Source organism: Bacillus sp. C30, from assembly GCF_040838255.1.
Lineage (GTDB): Bacteria > Bacillota > Bacilli > Bacillales > Bacillaceae_G > Bacillus_A > Bacillus_A mycoides.
In genome coordinates this window covers 1-13309 of the sequence record NZ_JBFPJH010000081.1, presented here as the reverse complement: position 1 = coordinate 13309, position 13309 = coordinate 1, and the positions used below count along the sequence as shown (strand labels likewise).

Here is a 13309-nt window from a genome sequence, read left to right as displayed (position 1 = left end):
TACGACCGATCGGTTAACAGCCGATAGCTCTACCACTGAGCTACTGCGGAATAATGAAGACAATTTGTATCTTATAAAAATTCTCATCGTAAGTCAAGAAGTTTTTTCACAACACCTTGCGCAAACGTGACATGTTTATAATATACTGGATTGCGTTTTCACTGTCAAGATGTTTTCACTACCAGTTTTAGTTGTCCTTTACACTTTCCACATACATATCTTTGTGTATTTATTTGACGTCTTCTTACATATTGAAAAGAACACCCCATACATTCATACATAGAAACTCTCGTTTCCTCCTCACTAATCATTCGTTTACAAAAACGTGGTGCACCTACTTTCTTTAATAACTCCCGAAAATCTCTATCTCGATGCTTATACCCTTTTCCTGTGATATGTAAGTGATAATGACAAAGTTCATGTTTAACAATCCCGACTAACTCTTCTTTTCCATATACTTCGTAATATCGATAATTCAATTCTATATTATGAGTCTTCAATAGATAGCGCCCACCAGTTGTACGTAACCTACTATTAAACATCGCTTTATGTAAAAACGGCATTCCAAAGCATTGTAACGATACCTCTTCCACTAACCGCTGAATTTCTTGCTCATCCATTCTCATTCCTCCTAAACTAAAAAATATTTCCACACTTTTCTCCCTTCTTATACATATAGTAAATAGTACATATACCCATCCTCATTCAAGAAGCGTGATTTCTAAAAATGCAGCATTGCTAGAAATCCACTCACCAACCTCTCATCAAAGTTACTTTAACTAAAAGGAGCTACTTTTTTTGAGAGCAGGATTAAACAAGGAGGGATTCCTATGCCCACGTGGCTAAAGAAACAAATGCAACGTGCATATTTCGAGAAAAACCGGTATCAAATCAAGTTACTAAATGAATGCTGGTTTTATTATAGTAAAATACATCAAAGCTCATAATCAATTAAACTTTCCAGTTCATAAAAAGAGAGCAGTTTCATCTGCTCTCTTTTCTTACTATTCAATCGGTAACATTGATAATGCAACACGACCTTTTTTCGTATCAATATCATCTACCCATACCTTTACAATTTGTCCCACGGATACAATATCTAATGGATGCTTTACAAATTGTTTGCTTAGTTTAGAAATATGTACTAAACCATCTTGCTTCACACCAATATCAACAAAGGCACCGAAATCAACAACATTGCGGATCGTTCCCTCTAATTCCATACCACGCTTTAAATCTTCTAATTTTAAAATCCCCTTTTTCAAAAGTGGCTTTGGCAACTCATCCCTCATATCTCGCTCCGGGCTAATTAAAGCATCCATAATATCAACTAATGTCGGCTCACCAATCTCCGTCTCTTGAGATAATTTAGAAATATCTACTCCTTCGAAACTCTTTTGCAAGTTTGGTTTCCCCACATCATTCTTTGATAACCCTAAGCTCTTCAATAGCAATTCAACATTTTTATATTGTTCTGGATGAATCCCTGTGCGATCTAACGGATTCGCTCCTTCTAATATACGTAAAAACCCGATACATTGTTCATATGTTTTTGCACCTAAACGTGGGATTTTCTTTAATTCAGTACGCTTCGTGAATTTCCCATCTTCCTCACGCTTAGCTACAATGTTTTTCGCAACTGTTTTTGATAATCCCGAAACATATTGCAACAATGCAACTGAAGCTGTATTTACATTAACACCAACTCGGTTAACTGCTGTCTCTACTACAAATGTTAATGATTCATTTAATCTCTTTTGAGATACATCATGTTGATATTGTCCCACCCCAACAGATTTAGGGTCAATTTTCACAAGTTCTGCAAGTGGATCTTGTAGACGTCTCCCAATTGAAACAGCACTTCTTTCTTCAACCTGTAAATTCGGAAACTCCTCGCGAGCTACATCAGATGCTGAGTACACACTAGCACCCGCTTCATTTACAATAATGTAAAATACATCTCGCTCTACATTTTGTAATACATCTACTATAAATTCTTCCGTTTCCCTCGAAGCTGTACCATTTCCAATCGCTATCATTTCAACTTCATATTTATCTATAATTGAAATGATTTTCGTTTTTGCATCCTCATATTTACGAGCAGGCGGATGCGGATAAATAACATCTATGTGAAGAACTTTTCCTGTATCATCTACTACAGCTAATTTACAACCGGTTCTATATGCTGGATCTACCGCTAACACAACTTTCCCTTTCATCGGAGGTTGTAATAATAAATTACGTAAATTCTCAGAGAAAATATGAATCGCTTGTTCTTCGGCCGTTTCCATTAATTCTTTACGAATTTCTCTTTCTATTGAAGGTTGAATTAATCGCTTATATCCATCTTCCATCGCTAATTGTACATAATGCGCACTTTTAGAAGCTTCATCAAGAATCATTTTTTTATGTAAAAACTGAAGAATTTCTTCAATTGGCGTGATAACAGAAATTCTTAATACGTCTTCCTTTTCACCACGATTCATAGCTAGTACACGATGCGGCACTACTTTTTGCAACGGTTCTTCATAGCCATAATACATTTCATATATATTCTTTTCATCTTTTTCTTTATCTTTTACAGATGAAGACATAATCCCTTTTCGGAAAGTAGTATTGCGAATCCAACTACGATATGCCGCATTATCCGAAACAAGTTCCGCAATAATATCTTGCGCACCTTGCAACGCATCTTCTGCAGACGCCACTTCCTTTTCTGCATTAACAAATTCCATAGCCTTCTCTGCTGGATTTTCTTTTTTATATAATAATAGCCACTCAGCTAACGGTTCTAATCCCTTTTCTTTAGCAATTGTAGCTTTCGTTCTTCTTTTTTCTTTATATGGACGATATAAGTCTTCTACTTCTTGAAGTTTTGTTGCAGCAACAATATGACGACGCAACTCTTCGGTTAGTTTACCCTTTTCACCAATAAGACGAAGAACCTCTTCTTTCCTATCTTCTAGTTGCATCATATATTGCCATCTTTCTAAGATTGCACGAATTTGCACCTCATCAAGAGACCCTGTCCATTCTTTTCGGTAACGAGCGATAAATGGAACTGTGTTACCTTCTTCTGTTAATTGAATAACATGACGAACTTGCTTTTCTGTAAAGCCTAATTCTTTCACTAACATTTTCATTAACCCTTGTCGATTATCTACCATTTCCATATCCAACCGTAACCTCCTCTATAATAAAAAAAAGTTGCCCTGTAAAGAGAGCAACTTAAACTGCCGATTTAAAAATCTATTAGTCCTAAACTAATTTGTAACGCTTCATCTACACGACTCATCATCACTTCATCCAAATGAGTGATTTTGTCCGTTAAGCGTTGCTTATCGATTGTTCGAATCTGCTCAAGTAAAATAACAGAATCCCTCTCAAAACCGTACTTTTTCGCATCAATTTCCACATGAGTGGGTAATTTCGCTTTTTGAATCTGTGCAGTAATAGCCGCTACAATCACAGTCGGACTAAAACGATTTCCGATGTCATTTTGAATGACAAGAACCGGACGAACGCCTCCTTGCTCAGAACCAACAACTGGGGAAAGGTCTGCAAAATACACGTCGCCGCGTTTTACAATCAAAATATTACCCCCCGCTAACTAAGCGTTCTACCGTATGAGCTGCTTCATACTCTGCTAAGAAAGCTTCAGATGCAATACCAAGATTAATTTTTCCCATTTCAATGTACCCACGTCGCATTGATTCATGTTGGTAGCGTTTCTTCGTCTTATGTTGACGCAATAACAGTTGTGTTGCCTGGCAAATTAGTTCATGGCGATTCTTATTCTCTTGTTTTCCAATTCCGTCCAATTCCGTTACCATTTGCTTTGGCAACCGAACCACGATTTCAGTAGTTACACTTGATTCGGACACAAAAATACACCTCCACCGTCAACTACACACCCAAATATATATATGACACCTATTGTAATAATACCATTGTATGGAGCCTGTTGCAAAGACTTCCTTATTCCTTGCTTATGTTTTCCAATTCATAAATAAAACATTCATCTTCTTTTACTTTTTATCTCTTTCAAACAAGAAATAAAGCAATCCTTCAGTAATATTTCATTGCAACTTATATTAATAACAAGTATAAAAAGAAGCTCCCCAGCGAAAAAGAGCCTATTCTTTATTAGTGAAACTCCTCCAAATGACGAGGTGCTGAGTAATAATACCTTCTTCTATATATCGTTCAAATAATTGATTACTTCTACAACTTTACCGTGTCGTATAAATATTCTCGGTACACGGAAGCTTATCGTTGCAATAATTTCATAATTAATAGTCCCGGAATATTCAGCAACCTCGGTAGCACTAATATACTCATCACCTTGTCTCCCAATGAGTGTAACTTTCGTACCAAGTGGCACTTCACAAGGAAGATGTATCATGAATTGATCCATTGTCACTCGCCCTACAATCGGTACTCTTTCACCGTTTACAAGTACCTTAAACCCTTGCAATCTTCTAAGCCAGCCATCTGCATACCCAATCGCAACTGTCGCAATCCATTCTTCGGTTCTCGTTCGGTATGTGACATTATAACTAATCCCATCCCCTTTAATCACTTGCTTAATATGAGCAACTTTCGTATGAAGTGACAACGCCGGTTCCAATTTAAACGGTAAAAAAGGACGTATTTCTACAGATGGGGATAGTCCATACATCGCAATACCAATTCGCACTGCATTAAATGTAATCCCTTGAAATCTTAACGTTGCAGCACTATTGGCTGTATGGACAAATTTAGGGTTCACTCCAAATTCTTTCAACCAACTTAACTGCTGCAAGAACGTATTATATTGCTTATCAAAGTAAGAAGTCTCAACCTCATCGGATGTTGCAAAATGTGTATATACTCCTTCTAACTCTAAAAATGGCGCGCCTTCTAAACTCTTTAAGAACCCCTTTAATTCTTTGCGTTCGCGTATTCCAATTCTCCCCATACCACTATCAAAATTAATATGGAATTTCATTATTGATGAACCATCCCAGAGCTTTATCGCGTCTTCTACCCATTCTTTTTGAAAAACAGTTAATGCTACATCATTTTCAGCAGCAACATTTACATCACGAGGAGGGGAAGGACCTAATACTAAAATCGGTGCAGTAATACCAGCCCTCCGAAGCACCAAAGCTTCATCTAAAAAAGCAACTGCTAATCTTGTTGCCCCTGCTTCTAATGCGGTTTTAGCCACTGGTACATAATCGTGCCCATATGCATTCGCTTTAACTACAGCAAAAATTTCTACATCACTTGGAATGAACTCTTTAATATGCGTAACATTGTTATAGATCGCATCTAAATCCACTTCCACCCAAGTGTCACGGTAAAACGGTGCTTCTTCCATAAATACACTTCCTTATACACGATATGCGAAGCTTATTCTTTTATATGCTTCTTTTATGAAATCCACCTTCAAACTAAGAAAAGACGTGGTGCACATATATCACCACGTCTAAGAAGTTTACTTCACCTGCTTCGCTGTAACCGAACGAGCAACCATCAACAACTCATTCGGCTCTAAACCTTTAGACACGAGCATATATTCTACTCCGTTATGTGACCACGTTACAGAGTCTTTCGTCAATGCACCAATCGTGAAACCAAGATCAATCGGCTCTCCACTTACACTTACCGCCGATGAGGCCTCTGCAACTTTTGACTTTTCTTGTATTAAAGTAAAGGATTTCTTACTTCCAGTGTATGTGAGTATTGCACGCTTGCCACTGTCTGTCTTCAACTCTTCTTCCTCTTTCAAAGTCATACCTTGCGGTGTATCACGTGGATACAAAATAGCAAACGGTTTGTCTTCTTTCGCTGCCGTCTGAACATCTACTTGTGCTCTAGACATATTTTGTTTCGTATCAAATGCACCTTTATCAAACTTTGCATCAAACTTTACTTTAGTGAAATCTACTTTTACAAGGACATTTTGATCATTATCCATCAGTTTCACAGAAACTGGTGTTAAATCACTTTTATTCAGCTTAATTTCTTGTTTCGGCAACATATTTTGATGTTGATAATTTGTTTTTGTTTTAAACACATAATACTTATCTGTTTTCTCGAAAGAGAGATTTTTCTTATCTTGCAAAATATCTCTTACAAGTGATTCATATAAATAAGCCTGGCTACTATTTTGCGGCCAATCACTTTGAAAACGGAAACTCTTATTAAGTGCCGGTGTTAATACAAATACACCTTCATCATTCCTTAAAATAATTTGACTCTGATCCTTTTTCGCATTCTGCAAATTCACACGATAATACGAAGGTTCTTTATGCCAAATTTCTACATTGTACTCTTGAGGTTCATTTCCTGTTTTAATAGATAATTTCGCTTCAGCTTGATAACTCTTCATACTTTTAACTTTCGTTTCTAAATCTCTCACAACATCTTCCTGTTTCTTTTCCATACAACCCGCCAACACAAAAACGGTCAATAAACCGACAAGAACTAAAAACAGACGCCTTTTCATCACTTCAGCCCCTTTGCCCCTATAAATGAATGGAAGATATGCCTTCCTTATCGCTACCTCAAATATATGAGACAAAGATATAAAATATGCAGACTAGCGTGACGAGCTTTCCAAAACAACTTGAGCAACGGCAAATTCTTTACTATGACTAATTGATAAATGAACAATATGCTCTGTATTTGTAATGATAATCGGCTTACCTCTATCATCATTCCTTACTTCAATATCTAAAAAACTCACTTCTTTCCCGATACCGGTCCCTACCGCTTTAGAATACGCCTCTTTTGCTGCAAATCTTCCAGCTACAAATTCTGTAAGACGACTTCCTTTCAGCCCCTCGGCAACATCACGTTCTCTTTCAGTTAAAATACGTTCCATAAATTTAAGCTTTCCATCTAGCATTTTTTCAATTCGATTTAACTCAATAATATCGATTCCAATCCCTACAATCATTTCAAAATCCCCTTCTTCTATTTAGCTTTCTTCATTCATATTGTAAGAATAACAGAGAATCTTTCTGATGCAAAAGGAGTGATACTAACAACATGCTAATACCATCCACTCGCATTTCCTTACAACCGATTATCATTTCTTTACTTCTTATACAATTAGTCATGATTATATCGAGCGACTTTTCCCTCTTTCACCTGGCAGCCTACAATGAATATATCGCTAAAGGAGAATGGTGGCGTGTCATAACTTCCTTACTTGTACACGTAGACTTACAACATTTCCTTTCTAATAGTATTTGTTTATTCGTATTTGGTTCTTCTATCGAAAAACAACTAGGACACTTTTCTTTCATCATTATTTTTTTCCTTTCTGGCATTCTCGGGAATATTTCTTCTTATATTATTATGCCTCTTGAATATATTCACACCGGAGCATCTGGTGGTATTTTCGGATTACTAGGCGCCCAATTATTTTTATTGTATAGTCGATATCGTTCTTCAAAACCAAGAGACATCGCTATTTTTTCAATAATGATACTTATATTACTACTATTTACTTTCTTTAATCCCTCTGCCAATCCTATAAGCCATTTAACAGGACTGATCATCGGCGGCATGTGCACCCCTTTTTTAATAAAGTGAAACTTTAATCAGTGGGGGGTCCATCGCCCACTGATTATTAGCCCGCACCAATCGGGCTTTTACGGGCAGTTGATCTCCCACCTAACTCCCTCGCATTCGCCGAATTTTGAGGCGGGAGTCTTACTGCCCACAAATAGCGGGACAAAAAAACGATGGCGCAGAGCTTATTTAATATAGAAGCTCGCACCATCGATAATTTCCACATCTGTTTGTTTACTTAACTCTCTCATTAGTTGAAATAAAGACTCGTCCTTTTTCTTCGCCTCAATCATACAATCAATTCGCGGAACACTCCCCTTTATCTTTTTCAAAAAAGATAAGAAAGTATCTACATCAATAAAATCTGCATGTGCTCTCGGGTTTTTTCCATCTCTAGGACTGGAGATGTGCATTTTAACCGGTAACAAAGACGATTCCCACGTATGTACAACACGCGCCCAATCTTCATGCCAATCTTCCTGGTCATTATTCATCATATGATGGTGCAAATCAAACACGACTGGAATGTCTAATTTCTCACCTAAATACAATGTTTCTTCTAAAGAAAAGGTCGTGTCATCATTTTCTAATATAATCATCTCTTGAATACCTCTTGGAACAGTTGACCAATTTTCTATAAAGCGTTCTAATGCAAGCTCCTTATCTTTATAACCTCCTCCCACATGTAATACACATCGTTGCTTATGTTCAATTCCCATACCCTTTAACAATTTTTTGTGCATCTGCAATGTCTTTACAGATTGTTTGAGAATACTCTCCTCAGGTGAATTTAGTACAACAAAGTGATCTGGATGGAAGTCAATTCGCATATTCATACGAATTGCATATTCACCTAATTCTTTCAGATTTTCTTTTAACGGACGAATATAGTTCCAATCTAACAACTCCTCATGATTCGCTAAAGGAATAAGCTTGGAACTAAGTCGAAAGAAAGATATATCATGCCCTTTATTATGTTTTAATAACCGTAAGCAATTTTCCAAATTCGAATTAGCGATTCTTTCAAGTTTACGAATCGCAGCCTCTCGATCATCAATCCGCTGAAACTGTGCATACGTCATCGTTTGAGATGGAGAAGCATTCTTCAAATGTACACTCATCGCAACATACCCAAGTCTTACAAGCATATAGCACCTCATTTCTATACGAGTTACTATGTAGTATGCACAATTACAGAAATAAAAAAAGAGAATGCCAGCAAAGGGCATTCTCTTTTTTATTAAGCTTGTGGACGGCTATGATGTTTTCTTTCGCCGCGTCCATTTGAAGATCCAGGGCGACCTTCACCTTTACGACCACGGTTGCCATCACGATTACGATCACGGTTACGACCATCGCCACTTCCGCTTCCACGTCCATCACGATTGCGATCACGGTTACGACCATCGCCACCGCCGCGTCCATCACGACTACGATTACGGTTACCATCACGGTATCCACTTCCGTTACCACCGCGTTTTTTAGAACCGCCACCTCTTGAAACAACTGGTGGTTCTGATGTTAAAGCGATCGGAGTTGTATCCGGCTCTTTTGTCATCATTTTTAAAGCAGCAGCTACTACTGTTACAGAATCATTCTCTTCTAACATTTCTTCTGCAATACGCTTGTAGTATGATAAGTTATCATTTTCAATTGTGCTTTGAAGTTTTTCAGCGATTAAACGTTGTTGACCTTCTAACGCCTCGTCAAGTGTCGGTGCGTCCATACGATCAACTTTACGTTTTGTTGTACGCTCGATATTTTTTAATTGTCCTGATTCACGTGGTGTTACAAATAACATTGCAATACCTTTTTTACCGGCACGGCCAGTACGACCGATACGGTGAACGTATGATTCTGGATCTTGTGGGATATCGAAGTTGTATACGTGTGTTACGCCTGAAATATCAAGACCACGTGCAGCAACGTCTGTTGCAACAAGAACTTCAATAGTACCTTCTTTAAATTTACGTAATACAGACATACGCTTCGCTTGTGTTAAGTCACCGTGAATACCTTCTGCTGCATAACCACGTAAGTTTAATGCTTCTGATAATTCATCAACACGACGCTTTGTACGACCGAATATGATTGCAAGCTCTGGAGATTGAATATCTAGTAAGCGTGTTAACACGTCAAACTTTTTCTTTTCTTGCACTTCTAAATAGAACTGCTGAATGTTTGGCATTGTTACTTCTTTTGCTTTTACTTTAATGTGTTGAGGCTCAGTCATGAAACGCTCAGCAATACGACGGATTGGATCTGGCATTGTCGCTGAGAATAATAATGTTTGATGTGTTTCTGGCACATCTGTTAAAATCGCTTCAATATCTTCAATGAAGCCCATGTTTAACATTTCATCCGCTTCGTCAAGAACAACAGTCTCTACGTTTTGTAAGCGAAGTGTTTTACGGTTGATATGATCTAAAATACGACCCGGCGTACCTACAATAATGTGTGGGTGTTTTTTTAGAGCACGAATTTGGCGGTTAATATCTTGACCACCATAAATTGGTAGAATACGAACACGTTTATGTTTACCAATTTTGTATAGCTCTTCTCCAACTTGAATTGCTAATTCACGCGTTGGCGCGATAACAATACCTTGAACTGCTTCTTTATTTGTATCCACTTTATCTAATAGTGGTAATCCGAATGCTGCTGTTTTCCCTGTACCTGTTTGCGCTTGCCCAATAATATCCTTACCTTGCAATGCATGTGGAATTGTTTCAGCTTGAATCGGCGTAGCCTCTTCAAAGCCCATACTTTCAACAGATTGTAGTAAAGACTCACTTAATCCTAGTTCTCGAAATGTTGTCAATGTTACTTCTCCTTTTCTATCCTATACTTATCATTTAAAAAAAGGCGTTTTCCGAACTTGCGGAAAAGCCATTTTCCTGAATACTTACGTATATAACCGGGTGTATATTCTTCACGAAAATACTTCTAAACGTTATTACACTTTATCAATTATAAGTTTTGTAGGTGTAAAAAGCAAACCCCAACTGTTACCTTATTTCATATTCAGAGCTTTTTTCTTTACTTTTATTTTTTTATCGTTTACTGTAAGCGCTTATTATAAGTTTCCACTATTTTCGTGGCTATCATCCCTATTTATATACACCAATTATTTCAACATCGTAATTACTTCTTCTAATTTCATGCCGCGAGATGCTTTTACTAATACAACATCTTTCGTACCGACTACTGCTTGCAACTCTTTTATTAACTCTCCTTTACTATCATACGCTTTTACACGGTCTTTAGGGAAATTAATTTTTGCACCTTCAGCAATTTGAGCCCCTAATTTACCATATGTGAATACATATGAAATTTTTGCTGGATCAATTAATTTACCTACTTCATAATGAAATTGCACTTCTTGATTTCCAAGTTCTAACATATCACCAAGCACAACAATTTTTTTAGCAAATCCATCTAAACCATTCATTAGGTGGAACGCAGCTTCCATAGCTGTTGGACTAGCATTATAAGCATCATTGATAATTGTTAAACCACTATCTGTTTTTACAATTTCCATACGCATACCTGTCATTTGAAGTGTTACTAAACCTTGTTTCATTTCTTCCCACGTTACACCAAAATGTTTTGCAATTGCCATTGAAGCAAGCGTATTATATACATTATGCTTTCCTAGTACTGGCAAATAGAATGACGAAGTTTCATCCCTGTTCATCTTAAAGTGTGTCCCAGTAGCCTGCAATGTTACAGTAGTTGGATAGTAATCATTTGCTCTCGCATCACCAAATGTAACTGTTTCAGCTGCTAAATTCATTTCTGGAACACGATTCGTTAATAGCGGCTCATCTCCATTATATACGAACACGCCACCCTTTTGTAAACCTGTAACAATTTCTAACTTCGCTTCAGCAATCGCCTCACGAGAGCCTAAATCCATTAAGTGCGCCTCACCAATGTTCGTAATAATAGCTGCATTAGGACGAGCTAACTTAGATAGAAATTCAATTTCTCCTCGGCTTGACATGCCCATTTCTAATACAGCTACTTCTGTATTTTCCTCTAAATTTAAAATAGTAAGAGGTAAACCGATGTGGTTGTTGAAATTACCTTCTGTTTTTTGAACTTTAAATTTAGTCGCAAGAATACTTGTTACAATATCTTTCGTAGATGTTTTACCATTACTACCCGTTACACCAACAACTTTTACATCCAATTGATCACGATAGTTTTTCGCTAACATTTGCAATGCTGCTAGTGTATCTTCTACAAAAATAACCGGAAGATTTTCAGGTGGGTTTTCTACATCTTTCATCCATAATGTAGCAATCGCCCCATTTTCAACAGCTTTGTCTACAAAAGCATGTCCATCGAAACGTTCACCTTGAATTGGAACATATAAATTTCCATTTTCAATTTTCCTCGTATCAATAGACACTCCTTGTATAGTAATTCCCTCATACCGCTCTGCTAATCCAGTACCATTTATCATCTGCTCTACTTGTTTTAACGTTCGATTTATCATGAAAACACTCCTTACATAGAGGAAGCACTATTCCTTCGAATAGTGCTTCCTCCTTTTTTGTTAGATTGTATATTTAATTTTTTGTTTTTCTTCGTGACGCTCAATCGCTAAGCGAATTAGCTCTTCAATTAATTCCGGATACGGTAACCCTGTATGTTGCCATAATAGAGGGAACATACTAAACGGCGTGAATCCTGGCATTGTGTTTACTTCGTTAATATATACTTCTCCATCTTTCGTTAAGAAGAAATCAGCTCGTGTTAAGCCCGAACCATCTAATGATTGGAATGCGATAATTGCATCTCGCTTAATTACATTAGACTCTTCCTCTGTCATTTCAGCTGGAATAATTAACGCTGTATCACCATCGATGTATTTCGATTTGTAATCATAAAAATCTTTTTTCGGTACAATTTCACCTACAACTGAACATTTCGGCTCATCATTACCTAATACACCAACTTCTACTTCACGACCTACAATATTTTCTTCTACAATAATTTTACGGTCAAATTGGAATGCCTCTTCGAATGCATTCTCAAGCTCTTCACGATCATTACACTTATTAATACCAACACTTGAACCAAGATTTGCTGGTTTTACGAAGCAAGGATATCCTAATACTTCTTCTACTTTTTCATACGCTGTTTCACGATCTTTTTCCCATGCGCTACGAATGAAAGATGCATATTTCGCTTGTTTCAATCCAGCTTCTGCAAAGATATTTTTCATAACAACTTTATCCATACCAGCAGATGATGCTAATACACCGTTACCTACATATGGAATGTTTAGTAATTCTAATAACCCTTGTACTGTTCCATCTTCACCATTCGGTCCATGTAATAATGGGAAAATAACATCAATTGCATCTTCTTGTTTAGAAGTTGCAGTTGGGATAATTTCTGTACTTAATGATACAGGAGAGATTGTATTCTCTTCCCCACTCATTTGTAATGCCTCAACATTTGTTACTTCGCCTTCAATACGCTCTCCACGCATCCATTGGCCTTGTTCTGTAATATAAATTGGATGAATCTCGAATTTATCTTGATTTAATGCTTTAATAGCAGCAAGAGCCGTTTGTAACGAAACTTGATGCTCAGCTGATTTTCCACCGTATAATAAACCTAATTTAATTTTTGTCACTGAAATCACCCTAACCAATTGTTTTCATTTTTCTATTTTAGCACTTTTTATAAAAATAGGTAGTTCCTATTTGAAATAAAATGTAAC

Annotated in this window: 13 protein-coding genes; 2 read left to right on the top strand and 11 right to left on the bottom strand. The window is 37.0% G+C overall.

Annotated features, from left to right (window positions below; genetic code table 11):
• Positions 1–164: 164 nt before the first annotated feature.
• The gene (locus tag AB3X49_RS10560; protein WP_367961918.1) at positions 165–620 is read right to left on the bottom strand and encodes a SprT family protein; all 456 of its coding nucleotides are present in this window, start codon (positions 618–620) and stop codon (positions 165–167) included.
• Between the two features lie 210 nt (positions 621–830).
• On the opposite strand from AB3X49_RS10560, the gene cmpA reads away from it, so the two are divergent.
• Positions 831–947 carry a cortex morphogenetic protein CmpA gene (cmpA, locus tag AB3X49_RS10555; protein WP_001143642.1) on the top strand — a complete coding sequence of 39 codons (117 nt, stop codon included), beginning with the start codon at positions 831–833 and terminating at the stop codon, positions 945–947.
• Between the two features lie 57 nt (positions 948–1004).
• Here the strand turns inward: cmpA and AB3X49_RS10550 are convergent, their stop codons facing one another.
• The 6 genes from AB3X49_RS10550 to acpS all read right to left on the bottom strand — a co-directional run bounded on the left by AB3X49_RS10550 (position 1005) and on the right by acpS (position 6949).
• A complete protein-coding gene (locus tag AB3X49_RS10550; protein WP_002124824.1) occupies positions 1005–3173 on the bottom strand; it encodes a Tex family protein in 2169 nt (722 codons plus the stop codon).
• Between the two features lie 68 nt (positions 3174–3241).
• Positions 3242–3592, bottom strand: a complete 351-nt coding sequence (gene ndoA / locus AB3X49_RS10545; protein WP_000635965.1) for a type II toxin-antitoxin system endoribonuclease NdoA — start codon at positions 3590–3592, stop codon at positions 3242–3244.
• A gap of 4 nt (positions 3593–3596) precedes the next feature.
• A complete protein-coding gene (locus tag AB3X49_RS10540) occupies positions 3597–3884 on the bottom strand; it encodes an antitoxin EndoAI (protein WP_000004570.1) in 288 nt (95 codons plus the stop codon).
• Between the two features lie 311 nt (positions 3885–4195).
• Complete coding sequence (alr, locus tag AB3X49_RS10535) at positions 4196–5365, bottom strand: alanine racemase (RefSeq protein ID WP_002009971.1); 1170 nt, start codon at positions 5363–5365, stop codon at positions 4196–4198.
• Between the two features lie 117 nt (positions 5366–5482).
• Positions 5483–6496, bottom strand: coding sequence for a LolA family protein (locus AB3X49_RS10530; RefSeq protein WP_503413844.1), 1014 nt, complete (start codon positions 6494–6496; stop codon positions 5483–5485).
• Positions 6497–6589: 93 nt separating this feature from the next.
• Complete coding sequence (gene acpS / locus AB3X49_RS10525) at positions 6590–6949, bottom strand: holo-ACP synthase (protein ID WP_367961916.1); 360 nt, start codon at positions 6947–6949, stop codon at positions 6590–6592.
• Between the two features lie 92 nt (positions 6950–7041).
• On the opposite strand from acpS, the gene AB3X49_RS10520 reads away from it, so the two are divergent.
• Positions 7042–7590, top strand: coding sequence for a rhomboid family intramembrane serine protease (locus AB3X49_RS10520; protein ID WP_367961914.1), 549 nt, complete (start codon positions 7042–7044; stop codon positions 7588–7590).
• Positions 7591–7754: 164 nt separating this feature from the next.
• Here AB3X49_RS10520 and uvsE read toward each other — a convergent pair whose 3' ends face one another.
• The 4 genes from uvsE to AB3X49_RS10500 form a co-directional block, all read right to left on the bottom strand.
• Positions 7755–8717, bottom strand: a complete 963-nt coding sequence (gene uvsE / locus AB3X49_RS10515) for a UV DNA damage repair endonuclease UvsE (RefSeq protein WP_002009966.1) — start codon at positions 8715–8717, stop codon at positions 7755–7757.
• Positions 8718–8809: 92 nt separating this feature from the next.
• A complete protein-coding gene (cshA, locus tag AB3X49_RS10510) occupies positions 8810–10390 on the bottom strand; it encodes a degradosome RNA helicase CshA (RefSeq protein ID WP_367961911.1) in 1581 nt (526 codons plus the stop codon).
• A gap of 306 nt (positions 10391–10696) precedes the next feature.
• Positions 10697–12073 carry a UDP-N-acetylmuramoyl-tripeptide--D-alanyl-D-alanine ligase gene (gene murF / locus AB3X49_RS10505; protein WP_367961909.1) on the bottom strand — a complete coding sequence of 459 codons (1377 nt, stop codon included), beginning with the start codon at positions 12071–12073 and terminating at the stop codon, positions 10697–10699.
• Positions 12074–12133: 60 nt separating this feature from the next.
• Positions 12134–13222: a D-alanine--D-alanine ligase gene (locus tag AB3X49_RS10500; protein ID WP_002009961.1), complete on the bottom strand. Its 1089-nt coding sequence runs from the start codon at positions 13220–13222 to the stop codon at positions 12134–12136.
• Between the last annotated feature and the right edge of the window lie 87 nt (positions 13223–13309).

Bases quoted from the DNA above. Each gene is read 5' to 3' on its own strand.
- AB3X49_RS10530 (WP_503413844.1), bottom strand. From the start codon at position 6,496: ATGAAAAGGCGTCTGTTTTTAGTTCTTGTCGGTTTATTGACCGTTTTT.
- cmpA (WP_001143642.1), top strand. From the start codon at position 831: ATGCCCACGTGGCTAAAGAAACAAATGCAACGTGCATATTTCGAGAAA.
- AB3X49_RS10550 (WP_002124824.1), bottom strand. From the start codon at position 3,173: ATGGAAATGGTAGATAATCGACAAGGGTTAATGAAAATGTTAGTGAAA.
- alr (WP_002009971.1), bottom strand. From the start codon at position 5,365: ATGGAAGAAGCACCGTTTTACCGTGACACTTGGGTGGAAGTGGATTTA.
- murF (WP_367961909.1), bottom strand. From the start codon at position 12,073: ATGATAAATCGAACGTTAAAACAAGTAGAGCAGATGATAAATGGTACT.
- acpS (WP_367961916.1), bottom strand. From the start codon at position 6,949: ATGATTGTAGGGATTGGAATCGATATTATTGAGTTAAATCGAATTGAA.
- AB3X49_RS10520 (WP_367961914.1), top strand. From the start codon at position 7,042: ATGCTAATACCATCCACTCGCATTTCCTTACAACCGATTATCATTTCT.
- AB3X49_RS10560 (WP_367961918.1), bottom strand. From the start codon at position 620: ATGGATGAGCAAGAAATTCAGCGGTTAGTGGAAGAGGTATCGTTACAA.
- uvsE (WP_002009966.1), bottom strand. From the start codon at position 8,717: ATGCTTGTAAGACTTGGGTATGTTGCGATGAGTGTACATTTGAAGAAT.